This is a genomic window from Caulobacter sp. GW821-FHT10A10 (assembly GCF_059415745.1).
Window position 1 is genome coordinate 454,971 of the sequence record NZ_JBWKNV010000003.1, and the last position, 19,956, is coordinate 474,926.

The window sequence follows — 19,956 nt, forward strand, 5'->3', positions numbered from 1 at the left end:
GACCATGGCCAAACCGGCTTCGATCAAGATCCGCCTGAACTCGACGGCGGACACCGGCTTCTTCTACGTCACCAAGAAGAACGCCCGCACCAAGACCGAGAAGATGGTGCTGAAGAAGTACGACCCGGTCGTGCGCAAGCACGTCGAATTCCGCGAAGGCAAGATCAAGTAAGATCGCCTCGTCGCACCGACGAATTTCGAAAACGCCCGGCGGCAACGTCGGGCGTTTTTGTTTTTGGGGTTTTTGTTTTTCCGGGCCAACTCGGCTAGTGACGCAGTGGGCGCCTGCCCTGGCATAGGATTCCCCCGCGTGATCGTTCGCCTCGCCCTCGCCTTCTCGATCCTCGCCGCCGTGCCCGCCTGCTCGGCGCCGGAGCCGGTCCCGCACACCCAGGGCTACGAGGTCGTCCGCACCTACCCGCACGACCGCCAGGCCTTCACCGAAGGCCTGCTGTTCCGTGACGGCCAGCTCTACGAGAGCACGGGTCTGGAAGGCCGCTCCTGGGTGCGCCGGGTGTCGCTGGAGACCGGCGCCGTGCAGCAGCAGGCCGATCTCGAACCCAAGTATTTCGGCGAGGGCATCGTCGACTGGGGCGACAAGCTGGTGCAGCTGACCTGGAAGGGCGGCGTCGGCTTCGTGCGCGACCGCGCGACCTTCGCCGTCAAGTCGACCTTCAACTACACGGGCGAAGGCTGGGCCCTGACCCGCGACGACCGCCGCATCATCATGAGCGACGGCACTGACGAGCTGCGGTTCCTGGATCCGGAGACCCTCAAGGAAACCGGCCGCATCAAGGTCACCGAGTTCGGCCAGCCGGTCGACCAGATCAACGAGCTGGAATTCATCAAGGGCGAGGTCTGGGCCAACATCTGGCAGACCGACCAGATCATCCGCATCGACCCCAAGACCGGCAATGTGGTGGGGCGCCTGGACATGTCCGGCCTGCTGACGCCGCAGGAGGCCAGCCGCGCCGACGTGCTGAACGGCATCGCCTACGACGCCAAGGGCGACCGGATCTTCGTGACCGGCAAGTTCTGGCCGTGGCTGTACGAGATCAAGGTGGCCAAGTAGCCCCGCCTCTCCCTCCAGGAGAGAGAGAGATCAGGCCGCCTTGCCGACCACGGCGTTGCGGCCCGAGGCCTTGGCCTCGTAGACGCCGCTGTCGGCGCGCTTGAGCAGGGCTTCGGGCGTGTCGCCCGCCCCGGCCGTGGCCGAGACGCCGACCGAGATGGTCACCGTCAGCAGTTCCTGGCCGCCGGCCACGCGGAACGGCGAGCCAGCCACGTGCATGCGGATGCGTTCGGCGATGCGCACAGCGTCGACCAGCTGGGTGTCGGGCATGATCACCGTGAACTCCTCGCCGCCGAAGCGGCAAGGCAGGTCGATAGCGCGGACGTTGGAGGCCAGGCGCAGAGCGAACTCGCGCAGCACCTCGTCGCCGACGTCGTGGCCGAAGCCGTCGTTGATCTTCTTGAAGTAGTCGATGTCGATCATCAGCGCCGACACCGGGTCGCCGCCCATGGTGGCGCGATTGACCAGGGCCGACAGCTGGCCGGTCATGTAGCGGCGGTTGTGCAGGCCGGTCAGCGGATCGGTGACCGCCAGCTCCAGCGAGTGGTCGAGATTGTTGCGCAGATAGTCGGTGTAGCGCTTGAGGCGCACCTGGGTGCGGGCGCGGGCGGCCAGTTCCTGCGGGTCGATCGGGCGCGGCAGCACGTCGTTGACGCCCAGGTCCAGCGCCTTGACCATCCGCGGACGGTCATCGGGATCGACCACGGCCAGGATCGGCAGGTGCCGGGTGCGCTCGCTCGAGCGCAGGGTGGCGGCGAAGCGCAGGCCGTCGAAGCCGCGCGCGGCGGCGTTGACGATGACCAGGTCCACCGGACCGCTGGCGCTGACCTCGGCCTTGGCCGGATCGGTCTCGACCACCGGGCGGTGCTCGACCGCCAGTTCGGCGGCCACGCGCTGGGCCTGGCGTTCGTTGTCGTCGACGATCAGCACCCGGCCGCCGATGCCGTCGAGGCGGGTGGCGGCGCCGGCGATCACACCGATGCGGCGGCCCGAGGCCTCACGCTGGCGCAGTTCGTCGATGACCATCTTCAGGCGGGTCGAGCTGCGCACGCGGGCGAACAGCATGACGTCGTCGATGGGTTTCGTCAGAAAGTCGGCGGCGCCGGCCTCCAGGCCCTGGATGCGGTCGGCGCGGCCATCCAGCGCCGTGACCAGCACCACGGGGATGTGGCGGGTGGCGGGATCTTCCTTGAGCCTGCGGCAGACGGTGAAGCCGTCCATGCCGGGCATCATCACGTCGAGCAGGATGATGTCGGGCAGTTCCTCGGCCGCCTTGGCCAGGGCGGTCGGGCCGTCATAGGCGCAGGAGACCTGATAATACTCGGCCGAAAGCTTGGCCTCGAGCAGGCGCACATTGGCCTCGATGTCGTCGACGACGAGGATTCGCGCGCTCACGGCCTGTTACCTCTCCAGCAGTCGGCGGATGGTGTCGAGGAAGTGCGACACCGAGATGGGCTTCGAGATGTAAGCCTCGCAGCCGCCCTCGCGAATCCGCTCCTCGTCGCCCTTCATCGCAAATGCCGTAACGGCGACGACTGGGATATGTGACAGATCGTCGTCCTCCTTGAGCCACTTGGTCACTTCCAGGCCCGAAATCTCGGGCAGCTGGATGTCCATGAGGATCAAATTGGGGCGATGCTCACGGGCGATCGACAACGCCTGCAGGCCCTCGCGGGTCTGCAGGGTCTCATAGCCCTGGGCTTCGAGCAGATCATGAAAGAGCTTCATGTTCAGCTCGTTATCCTCGACGATGAGGACCTTCTTCGTCATCCTGACCCCGACCATACGGTCCGTGGCGACACGTGAGGGATTCGCGCCGCTTCTTCATCCTCAGATCGCACGAATATCCTTAAGCCCGCGCTAATCGCGTTTCCAACGCCCGATTGCAGAACATGGACCCCTGCTCCCTAGACCTTAAGGCCTGCACGCTCGATACGCACCGTCCGCTCGTCATCGTGGATGTCGACGAGGTGCTGGCCCAGTTCATGGCCGGCTTCGGCGCGTTCATCGGCCGGCACGGCTTCGAGCTGCGTATCGACCGCTTCGCGCTGTTCCAGAACATCTATCGCCCCGGCGAGACCGAGCACGTCGACCTGATCGCCGGCCGGGCCCTGTTCGACGACTTCTTCCGCGACGGCGGCGAGGACCTGGAGCCCGCCGAGGGCGCGGCCGACGCCTTGGCCGACCTGTCGCTGGGCGCCAATGTGGTGATCCTGACCAACGCCCCCGAGCACGGCCGCCAGACCCGGGCCAAGTGGCTGAAGGCCCACGGCTTCGACTATCCGCTGGTGATCAATTCGGGTCCCAAGGGTCCGTCGGCCGCGGAGTTGGCCGGACGGGTCGAGGCGCCGGCGGTGTTCATCGACGACCTGCTGCCGCAGCTCGAATCAGTGGCGGTGAGCGCCCCTTCGGTCGGCCGCTTCCAGATGGTCGCCGATACGCGCCTGCGCCCGCTCGCTCCCAGCGCGCCCGACCGCCACGCCCGCATCGACCTGTGGCCCGACCTGAAGGTCGCCATCCGCGAGGCGCTGGCGCTCGAAGGCCGATGAAAGCCCTCTGCCGCGATTGCCTGTGGACCGGCGAGCGCAAGGCGCCGCGCTGTCCGTCGTGCGGCTCGCCGCGCACGGTCTTCCATGAGGAGTTGGGCCAGCTGTCGATGGCGCATCTGGACTGCGACGCCTTCTACGCTTCGGTCGAGAAGCGCGACGATCCGTCACTGCGCGACAAGCCGGTGATCGTCGGCGGCGGCAAGCGCGGGGTCGTGACCACGGCCTGCTACATCGCCCGGATGAGCGGGGCGCGCTCGGCCATGCCGATGTACAAGGCGCTGCAGCTGTGCCCCGACGCGGTCGTGGTGAAGCCCAACTTCGCCAAGTACAAGCACGAGAGCGCCCTGATCATGGCGCGTCTCTCCAACCTGACGCCGCTGGTCCAGCCGCTGTCGCTGGACGAGGCCTGGATCGACCTTTCCGGCACCGAGCGTCTGCACGGCGCGCCACCGGCGGTAATGCTGGCCAAGGTGCAGAAGGAGATCGAGGCCGAGCAGAACCTGACGGTCTCGGTGGGCTTGGCGCCCAACAAGTTCCTGGCCAAGATCGCCTCGGAGTTGGACAAGCCGCGCGGCTTCTCGGCGATCGGCGCGGCCGAGGCGGTGGCGTTCCTGGCGTCCAAGCCGGTGTCGATCCTGCCGGGCGTGGGTCCGGCCACGGTGACCAGCCTGGCCGGGCTTGGCCTGCGCACCGTGGGCGACATCGCCAACGCCGACCTGAAGATGCTGGCCAAGGAGCTGGGTGCGGGCGGGCTGCGGCTGCACCGCCTGGCCCACGGCGAAGACGCCCGGGCCGTCGATCCCGACAGCGTGCGCAAGACGATCAGCGCCGAGACCACCTTCAACGACGACCTGTTCCGTCGCGAAGACCTTGAAGACCAGCTCTGGCCCCTGTGCGAGAAGGTCGCCCGCCAGGCGCGCCGCGAGGACGTGGCCGGCCGGGTGGCGACGCTGAAGCTGCGCACCCCCGACTTCAAGATCCACACCCGCCGCCGCACCCTGCCCGTCCCCACCCAGACGGCCCAGACCCTGTTCCAGGTGGCGCGCGAACTGCTGGCGGCAGAGCCGGCGGGCCGGTCCTATCGCCTGATCGGGGCGGGCCTGACCGAGTTCGTTCCCGCCGCCGGGGCGGCCGACGACTTCTTCGCCGGCGACGAGCGTCGGGCCCTGAAGAGCGAGACCGCCATCGACGCCCTGCGCGGCAAGTTCGGCCTGGGCGCCGTCGTCACCGGCCGGGCGCTGAAGAACCGCTAGGGCGGATCGATATTCATCTGTCCCCCAATCCGTCTTTCCCCGCGAAGGCGGGGACCCAAGCTGATTTTCAGGATGAGGCGAAGCCGTGGGTCGTCTGCGACCTCGGCTTGGATCCCCGCCTTCGCGGGGATGCACGGAGAAAAATCGGTTCAGGTTCGCGGCGATTGACCGGCGTCCGCGCCCGCCAGCGCCTCTCCCGCCGTCGTCCGCACCGCCAGGGTCAGCTGGTCGAGCAGCCGCGCGGACAGTCGCGTGCGCTGCCAGTAGAGCGCGACGGAGATGGACCGTTTGGGCGGCAGCTCCACCAGTCGCCCGGCGTCCAGATGCGGTCGCGCCAGTACGCGCGGCGTCATCGCCCAGCCGAGGCCGGCCAGGTTCATGTCGAGCATGCCCTGGGTGGCGGGCGTGAAGTGCACGGGTCCTTCGGGGCGCACGCCCAGCGCCTCCATCGCCCAGCGGGCCTGCAGGCCGTCGCGGCGGTCGAAGCGCAGCATCGGGGCCGTGCGCAGGCTCTCCCCATCCACCCCGCCGGCGAAGAACCGGGCGGCGAAATCCGGGCTGGCGGTGGCCAGATAGTCGATCGCCCCCAGCGGATAGGTGCGGCAGCCCTGGACCGGCGCGGGATCGGCGGTGACCGCCGCCAGCACCTGGCCGTCGCGCAAGCGCTCGGCGGTGTGGGCCTCGTCGTCCATCACGATGTCGAGCCTGGCCCCTGTCTGCGCCGCGAACCGGGCGGCGGCCAACGGGAACCAGGTGCTGACGCTGTCGGCGTTGACGGCGATCCGCAGCACGGCCGGGCCGGCGTCAGGGGCGGCCAGGCGCGGCAGGTCGGCGACGAGGTCGCTTTCCAGCAGGCGCACCTGCTCGACATGGGCGCACAGTCTGGCTCCGACTGCCGTCGGCCGGCAGGGCTGACCGCGGGTCAGCAGCACCGCGCCCAGGCGTTCCTCCAACCCCTTCACCCGCTGCGAGACGGCCGAGGGGGTGACGCCCAGCACGACGGCGGCCTTGTCGAAGGCGCCTTCGCGGGCCACCGCCGCCAAGGCGGCCAGGGACGCATAGTCCAGCATTAGCCAACCTAAATTCGATTTAGCATCCTTAGTTAGACTACAGCGGCGACGAGCGGCATCAAGCCGTCATGACCAGCGCCCTCCTCCCCGCCTTCATCAAGGGCTTCGCCCTCTCCGCCGGCCTGATCGTCGCCATCGGCGCCCAGAACATGTTCGTGCTGCGCCAGGGACTGAAGCGCGAGCACGTGCTGCCGATCGTGCTGTTCTGCGCCCTGGCCGACGCCAGCCTGATCGTCGCCGGGGTCAGCGGCCTTGGCCAGGTGCTGGCCCTGGTTCCCGCGCTGTCGCTGATCCTCAGCCTGGGCGGGGCGGCGTTCCTGGCCTGGTACGGGGTGAGCGCCCTGCGCCGCGCCGCCAATCCGACCGCCCTGGTGGTCGCCGACCAGGTGGGCCTGACCCTGGGCGCGGCCCTGGCCGGGACGGCGGCCTTCACCTTCCTGAATCCGCACGTCTACATCGACACCGTCATGCTGATGGGCGCGGTGGGGGCCAGCCTGCCGGTGGGCGAGCGGCCGCTGTTCATGGCCGGCGCGGCCCTGGCCAGCCTGTCGTGGTTCTCTGGCTTGGGCTTCGGCGCCCGCTTCCTGACGCCGCTGTTCGCGCGGCCGGCGGCCTGGCGCGTGCTCGACCTTGGCATCGGCGTGGTGATGCTGGCCCTGGCGGCCAGTCTCCTCGTCGGCGCGGCCAGCGCCTGACCGACTTCAGAGAACTCTGCTTGACAGAGCAACTAATCAGCATCACTCTGCGCCACAGAGGGCCTGATCGCCCCATGGAGGATGTGATGGTGCTGACCAAGGACGAGGCCGCCGCCGCGCTGGCCGAGATCGATACGACGAACCGCCGCAGCGGCCTGCTCAAGGGCTATCGCATCGGCGGGCCGATCCTGATGCTGTGGAGCGTGGTCTGGGCCCTGGGCTATCTGAACATGGCCCTGCTGCCCCCGCACTGGTGGGGCTGGACCTGGCTGGGGCTGGACGCGGTGGGCGTGATCGGCACCGTCATGCTGGCCCAGCGCGGGCAGCGCCTGGCCGGCGCCGGCGCCAAGGACTCTCCCAACACCCTGCGCATGCTGGGCGGCATGGCCGTGGTGATGATCTTCGTCTCGGCCGTCTTCTCGGTGCTGAGGCCGACGGACCCGGCCGGCTACGTCGCCTTCCCCGGCCTGCTGGTCGGCACGATCTACGCCGGGGTCGGCGTGTTCTTCGCCCGCCGCTATCTGCTGATCGGCGCGGTGATGTTCGCCCTGACCCTGATCGGCTTCTACGGCTTCAAGGAGCACCTGGCCTTCTGGATGGCCAGCGCCAGCGCGGCGCTGTTCGTCAGCGGCGTCTGGCTGGCGAGGGCCTGACCATGGCGCAACCAGACGACCTGATCCACCAGCCCCTGCGCCTGAAGATCATGGCCGCCCTCTATGCCGAGAGGAACGGCGAGCCGCTGGAGTTCTCGCGGTTGAAGACCATCACCGAGGCCACCGACGGCAACCTCGGCAGCCACCTGACGGCCCTGGAAAAGGCCGGCTATGTCGAGATCCTCAAGGACCACGTCGGCAAGCGCCCGCGCACCCGCGTGAAGGTCACCCAGACCGGATCCAAGGCCTTCCGCGGCCACGTCGCCTATCTGCGCGAACTGGTCGAGGGCGTTCAGGACTGACGACCGCAGATTGAACATCGGCATGGCGGGCGCCAGACTGGCGTCCGCCATGATCGCGTTCCTGCTCGCCGCCGCGCTGCAAGCGCCACCGCCGCCTCCACCGCCGCTGGTGCACACCTACGACGAGCTGCTGGTCTATTTCGGCCCCGGTCCCGAAGACATCCGGGCGCACTCGGCGCCGGCCATCGGCGAGGCCGTCCAGCAGATCGCACTCTACAAACCGCGCAGGATCATGATCCAGGGGCACACCGACACGCTGGGTCCGGCGGAGGACAACCTGCGGCTTTCCGCCCGGCGCGCCGAGATCGTGAAGGCGGCGCTGGTCAAGGCCGGCGTCGCGGCCGACCTGATCGAGCTTCAGCCGCGCGGAGAAACCCAGCCGGCCGTCGCGCGCGGCGACGAGGTCGCCGAGCCGCTCAACAACCGCGTGGTCGTGGTCCTGAGGGACGTGACCATCCCCCGGCCCTGATCACATCAGCGAGCCCTTGCCGCTGGTGACTTCGGTGTAGCGGTGCACGCGCACGGCCTGGACGAGGCCAAAGCCGATCATCACCGTCATCATCACGGTGCCGCCGTAGGACAGCATCGGCATAGGCACGCCCACCACCGGCGCAAGACCCATGACCATGGCCCCGTTGATCAGCACGTAGAGGGCGAAGGTCGCCGTCACGCCCGAGGCCGCCAGGCGTCCGAAGTGGCTGTGGCTGATCGAGGCGATGCGCAGGGCCATGAAGATCACCACCCCGTAGAGCGCCAGCACCCACAGGCAGCCGATGAAGCCGAATTCCTCGGCCAGGGTGGCGAAGATGAAGTCGGTCTGCTTTTCCGGCAGGAAGTTCAGCTGGCTCTGCGAGCCCAGGCCGAAGCCCTTGCCCAGCAGGCCGCCCGAGCCCAGGGCGATCTTGGACTGGTAGATGTGATAGCCCGAGCCCGACTGGTCGGCCTCGGGATTGAGGAAGGTCAGCACCCGCTTGCGCTGGTAGTCGTGCAGCACGAACAGCACGAACGGCGGGATGGCCACCAGGGCGCCGATGACGCCGGCGGCGATCACCCGCCAGGACAGGCCCGCGAGGATGACGATGGCCAGGCCCGTCAGGGCGATCAGCATGGCGGTGCCGAGGTCGGGCTGGTGAGCCACCAGCAGCACCGGCGCGCCGATCATCGCCGCCGGGATCAAGAGCCGCCACGAGAACCGGGCGCTGTCGGCCGACAGGCCGTGATAGTAGCGGGCCAGGGCCAGCACCACGCCCAGCTTCATGATCTCGGACGGCTGGAAGCGGAAGCCGCCAATCGACAGCCAGCGCTGGGCGCCCAGCGACACGTCGCCGATCGCCTCCACCGCCACCAGCAGCAAAAGGCCCACGCCGTAGACCGGATAGGCCAGCGAGAACCAGACCCGCAGGTCGATCATCGCCAGCACGATCATCATCACGAAGTAGAGGCCGAAACGCAGCAGGTGCTTGTCGGCCCAGGGCTCCCACGAGGCCCCGGCGATCGAGAACAGCATCAGCGCCCCGGAGCCCGCGATCAGGCACAGGAGCAGGCAGAAGGTCCAGTCGATCTCCATGAACTTGATGATCGGCCGGTCGCGTTCGCCGGGCCGGGAGAGGCCGCCGCTGAGGGTCATATGTGGCCTCCCTGAGGCGGCTGGCCGGTCGGCGGGGTCGCCTCCGGCGGCGACGGCGCGCCCAGTTCGGGCTCGTCGGGGGCCGCGCCCTCGACCACGCCGTCGACGGTTTCGACGGGAGCTTCCGGCAGCGGCATCGGCTTTTCGATGCGGGCGCGGATCTCCGGATCCTTCAGCAGGGCCACGCGCATCACCTCGCGGGCGCGCGGCGCGCCGGCGGTGGCGCCGCCCAGGCCGCCGTGCTCGACCAGCACCGCCACGGCGTAGCGCGGATCGTCATAGGGGGCGAAGGCCACGAACAGGTTGTGGTCCTTGAGCTTCCACTGCACCGAGGCGCTGTTGCGGCTCTTGACCTTGTCGTAGCTGCGGACCTGCGCGGTGCCGGTCTTGCCGGCCATCTGCACGTCGCCCAGGCCCAGCTGGCTCTGGCGATAGGCCGTGCCGCGCACGTCGTTGGCCACGGCGGCCATGCCGCCGCGCACGTAGTCGAGGTGTTCCTTGGAGAACGGCAGGTCGGGCACGTCGGCGCCGCTGGGCTGCTCCTCGCCGCCCACCGACTTCACCAGGCGCGGCACCAGGGCCTTCTTGCCGTTGGCCAGGCGCGCGGTCATCGTCGCCAGCTGCAGGGCGTTGACGTTCAGGGCCCCCTGCCCGATCCCGTAGCTGGGGGTCTCGCCCGGAAACCAGATCTGGTTGGCCGGATTGCGCTTGAAGGCCCGCTTCTTCCACTCGCGGTCGGGGACGATGCCCTTCTTCTGGCCGGGGATGCCGATGTCGAACACCTGGCCAAAGCCCATGCCGCGCGCGGCGGCTGCGATGGCGTCCGGGCCGATCTTCAGGGCCGTCTGGTAGAAGTAGATGTCGCACGAGTTCTTGATGGCGTCGTGCATGTTCTGGGCGCCGTGGCCGCCCTTCTGCCAGCAGCGCCAGGTGCGGCCGCCATAGTACCAGCTGCCCGGGCAGTTGATGCGGACCTCGGGATCGATGCCGGCCGTCAGCGCGGCCAGGCCCACCGTCGGCTTGAAGGTCGAGCCCGGCGGATAGGTGCCGGTCATGGCCTTGTCGAGCAGCGGCTTGCGCTCGTACTCCGACAGCGCCTTGTACTCGGCCCCCGACAGGCCCTTCACGAACCGGTTGGCGTCGAAGCTGGGGGCCGAGACCATGGCCAGCAGGTCGCCGTTGCGCACGTCCATCACCACAATGGCGCCGCTCTCCTCGCCCATCACCTCGAGGGCGCGGTTCTGGATGTCGGCGTCGAGGGTGAGGCGGACCTCCTTGCCGGGCGTGGCCGGAATGTCGCCGGCCGGATCCAGGCTGACCACGCGGCCTTGCGCGTCGACCTCGGCCTTGATGGCCCCCGCCCGCCCGCGCAGGGCCAGGTCGAAGGCCTTTTCCACGCCCTGGCGACCGATGCGGAAGCCGGGATTGTGCAGCAGTTCCTGGTCCTGGGTCAGGTCGGTCCTGGCCGCCTCGACGTCCTTGTCCGACACCTTGGCCACGTAGCCGATGACGTGGGCGAAGGCGCCGCCGAACGGATAGACCCGCACCTCGCCCATGTCGGCGCTGATGTTGGGGAGTTCAGGGGTGCGGATGTTGATCCGGGAGAACTCCTCCCAGCTCATATCCTCCATCACCACGACCGGCGCCTTGCGCGGGGCGTTGTTGACTTCCTTGAGCAGGCGGGCGCGGCGCGCGCCGTCGATCGGCACCAAGGTCGCCAGGTCGTCGAGGGTGGCCTCGACGTCCATGCCCTTCTCCTTGATCACCATCAGGCGGAAGTTGGGGCGGTTGGAGGCCAGGGCCACGCCGTTGCGGTCGAGGATCAGGCCGCGCGGCGGCGGCACCAGGCGGTAGTTGAACTGGTTGCCGGCCGAAAGCTTCTGGTAGCGCTGGGCTTCGACCAGCTGCAGCTGGGCCAGGCGGCCGGTCAGGGTCAGCAGGCCCAGGCCCGCGAAGCCGCCCAGCAGGAAGGCCCGGCGGTGGAAGACCCCCTGCCGCTCGTTGACCTCGAAGAAGAAGATCGACGGTTCGCTCATCGCCTCACCGGAACCGGACGTCGGCGTCTTCGAAGCGATCGATCAGCCGGTGCGCGAAGGGGAACAGCAGCGCCGTGACCAGGAACTGCCAGAACACCGCCACCAGGCTGGGCATGGCCAGGCTGTCCATCATCGTGAACAGGAAGCCGGCGCTCATCGAAACGGCGCAGGCCCCGGCGTACCAGGCCCACATCATCGGCCGGCTCTGGCCGGTCAGCATGTTGCGCGCCGCCAGCACCGAGGCGTAGGCGACCAGCAGCGACAGGCCCCACAGGCCGGTCGGACCGCCCCAGAAGGTGTCGAGGAACAGGCCCAGCACCAGCAGGGCGAACGGCGCCAGGATAGAGGGCCGGATCACCGCCCAGGCGAAGGCCGGGACCATGGCGAACACCGGCTCGGGCAGCTGCAGGCCCCACATGCGGATCGGCGCGGCGAAGGCCAGCGTCGCCAGGATCACGAACAGCATGGGGACGCCCAGCCAGCGCCCCGGATTGAGGGGCCGGGCGCCGGTCATTGCGGCGTCCTGGCCGGAGCGGCCGGCGGCGTCGTCGCGGCGGCCGGAGGCCTGGCGGCGGGAGGCTTGGCCGGCGTGGTGGTCGCCGCCGTGGCGGGCTTGGGCGCGGCGGGCTTCGGAGCCGTGGTCGTCGCGGGGGCGGAGGCCCCGGCGGCCGGCGCCGGCGCGGGGGTCGCGGGCTTGGCCGGACCCAGCATCGACTCTTCGGGGTTCTCGGTGATCACCGGCGGCAGCACCTTGGCGGCCAGGGCCTGCTGGTCGGCGAGCTGGGCGAAGTCCTTGAACAGCAGGATGCGGACGTAGTCGATCGAGGTGCTGTCGGCGAACAGCACCACCCGCCAGCGGCCGTCCAGGCCCTTGACGGCCGCGCCCACCGGCAGGCCGCGCGGCACGACGCCGCCGTCGCCCGAGGTCACCACCCGGTCGCCCGGCTGGATCGGATCGGCGCCGCGCAGATAGTCGAGCTTGGGATTTGGGCCGCCGTCGCCGGTCAGGATGGCGCGGGCGTTGGTGCGGTCGATCATCACCGGCGTGCGCGAGGCGATGTCGGTCAGCAGCAGCACGCGGCTGACGCCGGGCGCGACGCCGACCACGCGGCCGACCAGGCCGCGCTCGTTCATCACCGGATTGCCGACGACGACGCCCTTTTCCTTGCCGGCGTCGGCCAGGCGGGTGTTGGCGAAGGGGCCGCGGCTGTCGGCCACCACGCGGGCGGCGACCATCGGGATCGGCGGATCGGTCTTCAGGCCCAGCAGCGACTTGTAGCGGTCGTTCTCGTCGACCAGCGCCAGGTACTTGTCGCGATAGGCCCGCATCTCCTGAAGCTCGGCCTTCAGGCGGGCGTTCTCGGAACCGGCGAAGAAGTAGTTGCGCACCGCGCCGACGCCGACGCCGGTCCAGCGGCCGGGCGCGGCGATGACGCCGCTGACCGGCTTGGCCACCGTGTCGACGGTCTGGCGGGTGACGCCGTACGCCTGCTGCTGCAGCGTCTCGCGCCGGTCGGCCAGGAGGAAGGCCACCGCGATCACGACCGCGACGATGAGCGCCACGGCCGCGGTCCAGGTGAGCGGCACTTTCAGGTCGCCGAGCGGACCTTCACGAAAGGGCACGAACTGTTCTCCTGGCGCCCCCCGGCGCCGATACGGATTGTACTAGGCTTAGGCCAGGGTCGACTCGAGGACGCCCTTCATCCACTTGGGATGCTCGAGCACCTTGCCGCAGCCGAGGGCGACGCACGACAGCGGGTCGTCGGCCACGGTCACCGGCAGGCCGGTGTGGTCGCGGATCTCGGCGTCCAGGCCGCGCAGCAGCGCGCCGCCGCCGGTCAGCATGATGCCCTTGTCGGCGATGTCCGAGGCCAGTTCCGGCGGGGTGGCTTCCAGGGCCACCTTCACGGCTTCGACGATCTGCCCGACCGGTTCGGCCAGGGCGTCGGCGGCCTGCTTTTCGCTGATGCGCACTTCGCGCGGCACGCCCTGCATCAGGTCGCGGCCCTTGACGTCGATCGACAGGCCTTCGCCGTCGGCCGGCGCGCGGGCGGTGCCGATTTCCTTCTTGATGCGCTCGGCGGTCGTTTCGCCGATCAGCAGGTTATGGTGGCGACGCATGTAGCTGATGATCGCCTCGTCCATCTTGTCGCCGCCGACGCGGACCGAGCGCGAATAAACGATGCCCGACAGCGACAGCACGGCCACCTCGGTGGTGCCGCCGCCGATGTCGACGACCATCGAACCGGTCGGCTCGTGGATCGGCAGGCCGGCGCCGATCGCGGCGGCCATCGGCTCGTCGATCAGGCCGACGCGGCGGGCGCCGGCGTTCAGGCAGCTGTCGTTGATGGCGCGACGTTCCACGGCGGTGGCGCCCGACGGCACGCACACGATCACCTTCGGGTTCACGAAGCCCTTGCGGTTGTGAACCTTGCGGATGAAGTACTTGATCATCTCCTCGGCGACTTCGAAGTCGGCGATGACCCCGTCACGCATCGGGCGGATGGCTTCCATGTGGCCCGGCGTGCGGCCCAGCATCTGCTTGGCCTCGATACCGACGGCGTGCACGATCTTGCGGCCGCCGACGTTGCGCAGCGCAACCACCGACGGCTCGTTCAGCACGATGCCCTTGCCCTTCTGGTAGATCAGGGTGTTGGCCGTGCCCAGGTCGATGGCGATGTCGTTCGAGATGACGCCGAAGAGGGAAGAGAACATCGAAAACCCTGACTGAGGGGTAGAAGGGGCGAGACGTCAAAAACCACGGAAACCGTGGGCGAGGAGCCTTTTCCGCCGAGATGACGGAGCAGACGAGAAAAAGGCTCCTACTGCAAATCGAGGAGAGGACAACATGATTCCCCGCGTACGCGGATCATCGCCTTGCCCTGCCCTGCGCCTTCCTGCGGCGACGGGAGCGCAGCCGCCGGGCCGCGCCGTCGTCCAACCACCGGAAGAGTGTGGGAGACGCCGCCCGTTTGCACCGCGAAAGCGTTGATTTCAAGGTCTATTCGCCAAGCCTTCTCACCTGTTTCAAACTCGTGAGCGAAGCGGCAGGGGGAACGCATAAACGTGGCGAAAACTAGCCCAGGGCCGCCATGACGACTCCGAGCGCCGTGACCACGCCGGCAGCGATCTGAAACAGGGTCAACCGCTCGGCGAACAACCGGCGTCCCGCCAGCGCGGCAAGGGGAATCTCGACGACGCCGACCGCCCTCACCGGCCCCACGGGCGACAGCGCCATGGCCGTGAACCACAGGCCCGAGGCCGCCGCGCCGCAGAAACCGGCGCCCAGCGACTTGCGCCAGGCCGCCAGCACGGCGACCACGGCGTCGGGATTGCGCACCAGCAGGATGGCCGTCAGGGCGACAGACTGGATGGCCTGCACCACCATCACCGTCACGAAGGCCGAATAGGCCAGGTGGGCGGGATCGAAGGTCAGCGACGCCTGGCGGAAGCAGTTGGCGCTGAGCGAGAACATCGCGCCGGCGCCCAGCCCCGCCAGGGCAGCGCCGCGCTTCATCGTCACCGGCCCGCGCGGCCAGGACAGAGCGGCGAGACCCGCCGTGGCCACCAGGCCGCCGGCCCACTGCAGGCCGCTGATGTGGTCGCCGAACAGCACCGCGCCCCAGACCAGGGCGAACGGCAGGCCACTCTGCTGCATGGCCGTGCCCAGGGCGAAGGACGAGCGCTGCATGGCGACCAGCAGCGCGGCCGTCGCCGCCATCTGGAGGCCGGCGCCGGCGAAGGCGCCCAGCCAGAAGCGCGTCGTCAGATGCGCCTGAGGGTCCTTGGTGACCAGGAACGCGATCGCGGCGAAGACGATCGCGAACGGCAGGCCGAAAAGGAACCTAACGAGGGTCGCGCCCCAGGGGCCGGCCCCGCCCATCACCGATCGCTGCGCCGCGTTGCGGGCGACCTGCAGGGCCGCCGCGCCGATGGTGATGGGGATCCAGATCATGCCGCTCTCTTCGCCGCCACCAGAACGCCGGAGGCCCAATCCATGCCGACGATGGCCAGACGCGGATCGCTGGCCAGGCGCAGCACCAGGTCGTCGACCCGCGCCTGGTGGCCCTCGGGCCAGTTCGGCTGGGGCGACATGTCGTCGACCACATAGATCCCGCCGACCTGCAGCAGGCGCAGCGCGTCGTCCAGGCTCTCGTACTTGCCCGGAATGGCGTCGGCGAAGATCAGGTCGAAGCCGCCGTCGTTCTGGCCCGCCAGATAGGCCGCGCCATCCTCGGTGACGAAGTCGACCCGCGGATCCTCGCCCAGCACGTCGCGCGCCACGGCCTGGACCTCGGGGTCGTTGTCGACGGTGGCAAGGCGCGCGTCCTCGTCCATGCCGTCCAGCAGCCAGGCGGTCGCCAGGCCCGTGCCGGTGCCCATCTCGAGCAGCGCCTTGCGGCCGACGGCCAGCATGCGAAGCATCTCGCCGATGCGCGCCTCGGACGACATGTTGAAACCGGCCTCGATGGTGCGCATGGCGATTTCGTGCCAGCGAGGCGGCGTGGCGACGCTGCCTTCCAGGGTCGAGCTCATGGGTTCGGCTCCTTTATGCCGCCCTTACGCCGGCGGCGGGTTTACGAATAGCGCCCTGACGCGGCGCGGCGGCAGAACAGCGGGGTTGGCGCACTTAAGCTGCGTTCCCTAACAAGGTGTTCACCATGTCCGCCCATCCGCTTCGTCAAGCCGCGCAGTTCCTGCTGGGCGTTCCGACCGAGGGGATCGATCCGACGCTCGACCGGATGCTCGAGCTCGCCCAGTCCACCCCGCTATGCTTCGTCGCCGTGACCGGACCTGACGCGGCCGAGGCCATGGGCCAGCTGTGGCGGCGCGGCTACCAGCGCGTCGAGATCGCCCGCCGGGCCACCTGCTCGGCCGCCGACGAGCGCAACGACGTGCTGCTGGTCGTGGGCTGCCCCACGGCCGACGACATGCGCGCGACCGCGGCCTCGACCCTGGGCCTGCTGCGCCCGGGCGGGGTGATGGTGATCGACGTGAGCGCCGTGGTGGACGCGGAGGAACGCCTGTCGCTGTGCGAGGGCCTGGCCCAGCTGGGCCTGGACGTGCAGCCGCAGGCGCACCTCGCCGCCGAGATCCTGGCGACGCGACGCTGGGGCTGGCGCAAGGCGGCCTAGAGCCCGCTTAGCGGGCTCTAGATCTTAGAGAGCGCGCGCCCAGGCGGGTTAACCGCGCACACTTAACCCTGGCGCGCTCCAAGCCGCCCTGCCCCGTCAGCTAGGAAACAGGTGAGGCTCTAGAGCCTCAGAAGCCGCTGGCGATGGCCGCCGGCGCGCTCTTCTCCTTGCGGGCGAAGAGGTTGTTGAGGGCGTTGACGTACGCCTTGGCCGAGGCCGTGAGGGTGTCGGTGTCGGCGGCCGCGCCGGTGGCGATGCGGCCGTCCTCTTCCAGACGCACCGAGACCTGGGCCTGGGCGTCGGTGCCCTCGGTGACCGCGTGCACCTGGAACAGGCGCAGGGCGGCGCTGTGCGGCACGATCTTCTGGATGGCGTTGAACACGGCGTCCACCGGACCGTCGCCCGAGGCCTCGGCGCTCTTGGGCTGGCCGTCGACGTCCAGGGTCAGCTCGGCCGACTGGCCTTCGGTGCCGGCCACCACGCGCAGGTGCGAGACGCGGATCTTTTCCGAACCGCGCGCCAGGGCGTCGTCGACCAGGGCGATGATGTCGTCGTCGTAGACGTGCTTCTTGCGGTCGGCCAGGTCCTTGAAGCGGCCGAAGGCCTCCTTCAGGGCGTTCTGGCCCAGCTCGTAGCCCAGGTCCTTCAGCTTGGCGCGGAAGGCGTGGCTGCCCGAGTGCTTGCCCATGACCAGGCTCGACGGGGCCTGGCCCACCGATTCCGGCGTCATGATCTCGTAGGTCTCGCGGTTCTTGAGCATGCCGTCCTGGTGGATGCCGCTCTCGTGCGCGAAGGCGTTCTTGCCGACGATGGCCTTGTTGTACTGCACCGGGAAACCGGTGATGGCCGATACGTAGCGGCTGGCGCGGGTGATGTGGGTGGTGTCGATGCCGGTCGCGAAGGGCAGCTTGTCGCCGCGCACCTTCAGGGCCATCACCACTTCTTCCAGCGCCGCGTTGCCGGCGCGCTCGCCCAGGCCGTTGATGGCGCACTCGATCTGGCGGGCGCCGCCCTGCACGCCGGCCAGGCTGTTGGCCACGGCCAGGCCCAGGTCGTTGTGGCAGTGGGTCGAGAAGATCACCCGATCGGCGCCCTCGACGTTGTTGACCATCCAGTTGAACAGGTCGGCGTATTCCGACGGATAGGTGTAGCCCACCGTGTCGGGCAGGTTGATCGTCGTGGCGCCGGCCTTGATGGCGGTCTCGATGGCGCGGCGCAGGAACTGGCGGTCGCTGCGGGTGGCGTCCTCGGCCGACCACTCGACGTCGTCGCGCAGGTTGCGGGCGTGGGTCACCGAGCGGGCGATCACGTCGATGACGGCGTCCGGCTCCATCTGCAGCTTGTGCTTCATGTGCAGGTCGGAGGTGGCGATCACCACGTGGATGCGGCCGCGCTGCGTGGGGCGCAGGGCCTCCGCGCAGCGGTCGATGTCGACCTGGTGGGCGCGGCACAGGCCGGCGATCGTCGAGTTCTTGACGATCTTGGCGATCTCGTTGACCGACTGGAAGTCGCCGTTCGAGGCGATCGGGAAGCCGGCCTCGATGATGTCGACCCCCATCTCCTCGAGGATCTTGGCCAGTTCCAGCTTTTCTTCCAGCGACATCGAGGCGCCGGGCGACTGCTCGCCGTCGCGCATGGTGGTGTCGAAGATGACGACGTTGTCGCGGCCGGACTCTTTCTTGGAATCGACGGCGGCGGTGATCGGGGCGGTCATGGAGTTGTCTTTCGCGAGGTCCGGAGGGCTGAAGGGCGGTTCATCCCCTGAGCGACCGGCCGCGACGATTCGTACGCGCGGCTAGACGGACGCCCAGGGGCGGCTAAGCCCCAGCGCAAGGAGAAGGAGATTGTCGCGTTCGCGGCACATGACGGATTGTTTAGCGAACCGCGCCAAATCCAGCAAGCCGTTTGCTCGCAAGACGGGCATTTCGCCGCGCTAGGGGCAAGAAATGCCCCACTCGGAATTAAGCGTCGGTTTGTTCTTCCTTGGCCTTCAGCCAATTGCGGGCGACCCAACCCGCTCCGATCCAGATCGCGGCCGCGATGACCAGCATCACCACGTGCTGGATCCCGCCGCCCCGCATGGCCTGGACGATGGTGTTCCCGGCGAAGGCGGTCAGGGCGATCTTGGGGATGATCCCGATCGCGGTGCCGGCCGTGAAGTCGCGCACCTTCATCGGCGTGACGCCGGCGGCCATGTTGACGACGATGAACGGCGCGGACGGCACCAGGCGCACGATCAGGCTGGCCAGGAAGCCGTTCTTGCCGATCAGCTTCATGAACTTGTGCACGCCGTCGCTGGGCAGGCTGGCCAGCATCTTGCCGCCGAACGCCCGGCCGACCCAGAAACCGACCAGCGACGAAACGAGGGTGCCGATCCAGCTGTAGGCCAGGCCCGTCCACGGGCCGAAGGCGACCACCGCCGCGGCGATCAGCACGAACTGCGGCACGCCCACGAAGGCCAGGGCCGCGAAGGCCCCGACGGCCGCCGGCAGCGCCCAGGGGCCGTGCGCGGCGGTCAGCCACTGCTCGACCGTGGTCTCGCCATTGAGGCCCAGAAGCTGGGCGCCGAACAGGAAGACGATCCCCACCCCGCCGAACAGCACGAAGGAGACGGCCACCGCGCGCCAGGCGCGGGCGTCCATGTTGGTGAAGAAGTCGATGAGACGGCGGATGATCACGGGTCCTGCCTCGCGCATGGTCGGCGCCGGGTCAAGCGCCCCGATGGCGTCAAAAGCGTGGCCGCTGTGCATCGACGGGAAAAGTTCGCCCCGGCGGCGGGCGCCGAGGGGCCGGATTCCCGCGTGGCGACTTTGACGTTGCGATAACGTCGTATACCAACGCTAGTTATCCACAGGCCTGCAGGGGGACGCGGGCGCAGTGAGGAAACGAACGTGAAGACCTTGGCCGTCATCTCGCGCAAGGGAGGCGCGGGCAAAACCACTCTTTCCGTCAACCTGGCGCTCGCCGCTCATCTGGCCGGCCGCCGGACGATCCTGGCCGACATCGATCCGCAGCGCTCGGCCTCCGACGTGCTGCGCGGCCGCGCCGCCGACGGTCCCGTGCTGCTGGAAAGCAGCGCCGGCAAGCTGAACCAGGCCCGCTTCCACGCCGAGCACGAGGCCTTCGACCTGATGGTCGTCGACACGCCCGCCGCGCCCGACGCCGACGTCGTCACCGCCGTCAATGTCGCCGACCTGTGCCTGCTGGTCTGCCGCCCGACCTTCCTCGACATCGCCGCCGTCGCCCGCTCGGCCGAGGCCGTGCGGCGCCTCGGCAAGAGCGGTCTGATCGTGCTGAACCAGGCCCCGGCCAAGCGCGGCGGCGTCGAGCCGTCCAGCGTGGTCAAGGCGGCCGAGGCCCTGCGCTTCTGCGGCCTGCCGCTGGCCGTCGTCGGCCTGCGCTCGCGCACCGCCTTCCAGCAGTCGATCGCCCACGGCCGCTCGGTGCTGGAATGGGAGCCGGCCGGCGCCGCGGCCCAGGAGATCGGCCGCCTGTGGAGCCAGGTCGCCGCGCAGTTGCACCTGACCGAAGCCGACCTCGCCGCCGTTCGCGCCGGCTGAGGCT

General features: G+C 69.1%; 22 protein-coding genes. 10 read left to right on the forward strand and 12 right to left on the reverse strand.

Annotated features, from left to right (window positions below):
• Window positions 1-4 precede the first annotated feature (4 nt).
• Window positions 5-172, forward strand: a complete 168-nt coding sequence (gene rpmG, locus AC07NS_RS11475) for a 50S ribosomal protein L33 (RefSeq protein WP_004620056.1) — start codon at window positions 5-7, stop codon at window positions 170-172.
• 141 nt (window positions 173-313) lie between these two features.
• Window positions 314-1,072 carry a glutaminyl-peptide cyclotransferase gene (locus AC07NS_RS11480; RefSeq protein ID WP_494603483.1) on the forward strand — a complete coding sequence of 253 codons (759 nt, stop codon included), beginning with the start codon at window positions 314-316 and terminating at the stop codon, window positions 1,070-1,072.
• A 30-nt stretch (window positions 1,073-1,102) separates the two neighbouring features.
• Here AC07NS_RS11480 and AC07NS_RS11485 read toward each other — a convergent pair whose 3' ends face one another.
• Both AC07NS_RS11485 and AC07NS_RS11490 read right to left on the reverse strand, forming a co-directional pair.
• Window positions 1,103-2,467 carry a PleD family two-component system response regulator gene (locus AC07NS_RS11485; protein ID WP_494603222.1) on the reverse strand — a complete coding sequence of 455 codons (1,365 nt, stop codon included), beginning with the start codon at window positions 2,465-2,467 and terminating at the stop codon, window positions 1,103-1,105.
• Between the two features lie 6 nt (window positions 2,468-2,473).
• A complete protein-coding gene (locus AC07NS_RS11490) occupies window positions 2,474-2,842 on the reverse strand; it encodes a response regulator (protein ID WP_101711412.1) in 369 nt (122 codons plus the stop codon).
• A 122-nt stretch (window positions 2,843-2,964) separates the two neighbouring features.
• On the opposite strand from AC07NS_RS11490, the gene AC07NS_RS11495 reads away from it, so the two are divergent.
• Together AC07NS_RS11495 and AC07NS_RS11500 are read left to right on the forward strand one after the other, a co-directional pair.
• On the forward strand, window positions 2,965-3,621 hold the full coding sequence (locus tag AC07NS_RS11495) for a hypothetical protein (protein ID WP_494603224.1): 657 nt from the start codon (window positions 2,965-2,967) through the stop codon (window positions 3,619-3,621).
• Window positions 3,618-4,874: a DNA polymerase IV gene (locus AC07NS_RS11500; protein WP_494603226.1), complete on the forward strand. Its 1,257-nt coding sequence runs from the start codon at window positions 3,618-3,620 to the stop codon at window positions 4,872-4,874. The genes AC07NS_RS11495 and AC07NS_RS11500 overlap by 4 nt, the downstream gene beginning before the upstream one ends.
• Before the next feature lie 149 nt (window positions 4,875-5,023).
• Here AC07NS_RS11500 and AC07NS_RS11505 read toward each other — a convergent pair whose 3' ends face one another.
• Window positions 5,024-5,944 (reverse strand): LysR family transcriptional regulator ArgP, encoded by a 921-nt coding sequence (locus AC07NS_RS11505; RefSeq protein WP_494603228.1) that lies wholly within the window; start codon window positions 5,942-5,944, stop codon window positions 5,024-5,026.
• 68 nt (window positions 5,945-6,012) lie between these two features.
• On the opposite strand from AC07NS_RS11505, the gene AC07NS_RS11510 reads away from it, so the two are divergent.
• The 4 genes from AC07NS_RS11510 (at window position 6,013) to AC07NS_RS11525 (ending at window position 8,063) form a co-directional block, all read left to right on the forward strand.
• Window positions 6,013-6,639: a LysE/ArgO family amino acid transporter gene (locus tag AC07NS_RS11510; RefSeq protein ID WP_494603230.1), complete on the forward strand. Its 627-nt coding sequence runs from the start codon at window positions 6,013-6,015 to the stop codon at window positions 6,637-6,639.
• A gap of 86 nt (window positions 6,640-6,725) precedes the next feature.
• Window positions 6,726-7,292, forward strand: a complete 567-nt coding sequence (locus AC07NS_RS11515; protein WP_494603232.1) for a hypothetical protein — start codon at window positions 6,726-6,728, stop codon at window positions 7,290-7,292.
• Window positions 7,293-7,294: 2 nt separating this feature from the next.
• Window positions 7,295-7,594, forward strand: coding sequence for a winged helix-turn-helix domain-containing protein (locus tag AC07NS_RS11520; RefSeq protein ID WP_494603234.1), 300 nt, complete (start codon window positions 7,295-7,297; stop codon window positions 7,592-7,594).
• 49 nt (window positions 7,595-7,643) lie between these two features.
• The gene (locus AC07NS_RS11525; protein WP_494603236.1) at window positions 7,644-8,063 is read left to right on the forward strand and encodes an OmpA family protein; all 420 of its coding nucleotides are present in this window, start codon (window positions 7,644-7,646) and stop codon (window positions 8,061-8,063) included.
• Here the strand turns inward: AC07NS_RS11525 and rodA are convergent, their stop codons facing one another.
• The 7 genes from rodA to AC07NS_RS11560 form a co-directional block, all read right to left on the reverse strand.
• A complete protein-coding gene (gene rodA, locus AC07NS_RS11530) occupies window positions 8,064-9,221 on the reverse strand; it encodes a rod shape-determining protein RodA (RefSeq protein ID WP_494603238.1) in 1,158 nt (385 codons plus the stop codon).
• A complete protein-coding gene (gene mrdA, locus AC07NS_RS11535; protein WP_494603239.1) occupies window positions 9,218-11,257 on the reverse strand; it encodes a penicillin-binding protein 2 in 2,040 nt (679 codons plus the stop codon). The genes rodA and mrdA overlap by 4 nt, the downstream gene beginning before the upstream one ends.
• Window positions 11,258-11,261: 4 nt before the next feature.
• Window positions 11,262-11,771, reverse strand: coding sequence for a hypothetical protein (locus AC07NS_RS11540; RefSeq protein WP_487288365.1), 510 nt, complete (start codon window positions 11,769-11,771; stop codon window positions 11,262-11,264).
• Window positions 11,768-12,880 (reverse strand): rod shape-determining protein MreC, encoded by a 1,113-nt coding sequence (mreC, locus tag AC07NS_RS11545; RefSeq protein ID WP_494603241.1) that lies wholly within the window; start codon window positions 12,878-12,880, stop codon window positions 11,768-11,770. Before mreC ends, AC07NS_RS11540 begins: the two co-directional genes overlap by 4 nt.
• A gap of 48 nt (window positions 12,881-12,928) precedes the next feature.
• Complete coding sequence (locus tag AC07NS_RS11550; RefSeq protein ID WP_056761599.1) at window positions 12,929-13,972, reverse strand: rod shape-determining protein; 1,044 nt, start codon at window positions 13,970-13,972, stop codon at window positions 12,929-12,931.
• Window positions 13,973-14,333: 361 nt separating this feature from the next.
• On the reverse strand, window positions 14,334-15,212 hold the full coding sequence (locus AC07NS_RS11555) for a DMT family transporter (protein ID WP_494603243.1): 879 nt from the start codon (window positions 15,210-15,212) through the stop codon (window positions 14,334-14,336).
• A complete protein-coding gene (locus tag AC07NS_RS11560; protein WP_494603245.1) occupies window positions 15,209-15,793 on the reverse strand; it encodes an O-methyltransferase in 585 nt (194 codons plus the stop codon). The genes AC07NS_RS11555 and AC07NS_RS11560 overlap by 4 nt, the downstream gene beginning before the upstream one ends.
• Window positions 15,794-15,918: 125 nt before the next feature.
• Here AC07NS_RS11560 and AC07NS_RS11565 point away from each other — a divergent pair, with 125 nt between their 5' ends.
• Window positions 15,919-16,392: a hypothetical protein gene (locus AC07NS_RS11565; RefSeq protein ID WP_110119945.1), complete on the forward strand. Its 474-nt coding sequence runs from the start codon at window positions 15,919-15,921 to the stop codon at window positions 16,390-16,392.
• A 127-nt stretch (window positions 16,393-16,519) separates the two neighbouring features.
• Here the strand turns inward: AC07NS_RS11565 and AC07NS_RS11570 are convergent, their stop codons facing one another.
• Together AC07NS_RS11570 and AC07NS_RS11575 are read right to left on the reverse strand one after the other, a co-directional pair.
• Window positions 16,520-18,106, reverse strand: coding sequence for a 2-isopropylmalate synthase (locus AC07NS_RS11570; protein WP_494603247.1), 1,587 nt, complete (start codon window positions 18,104-18,106; stop codon window positions 16,520-16,522).
• A gap of 247 nt (window positions 18,107-18,353) precedes the next feature.
• Window positions 18,354-19,067, reverse strand: coding sequence for a TVP38/TMEM64 family protein (locus tag AC07NS_RS11575; RefSeq protein WP_494603485.1), 714 nt, complete (start codon window positions 19,065-19,067; stop codon window positions 18,354-18,356).
• 216 nt (window positions 19,068-19,283) lie between these two features.
• Here AC07NS_RS11575 and AC07NS_RS11580 point away from each other — a divergent pair, with 216 nt between their 5' ends.
• A complete protein-coding gene (locus AC07NS_RS11580; protein WP_494603248.1) occupies window positions 19,284-19,952 on the forward strand; it encodes a nucleotide-binding protein in 669 nt (222 codons plus the stop codon).
• Window positions 19,953-19,956 lie beyond the last annotated feature (4 nt).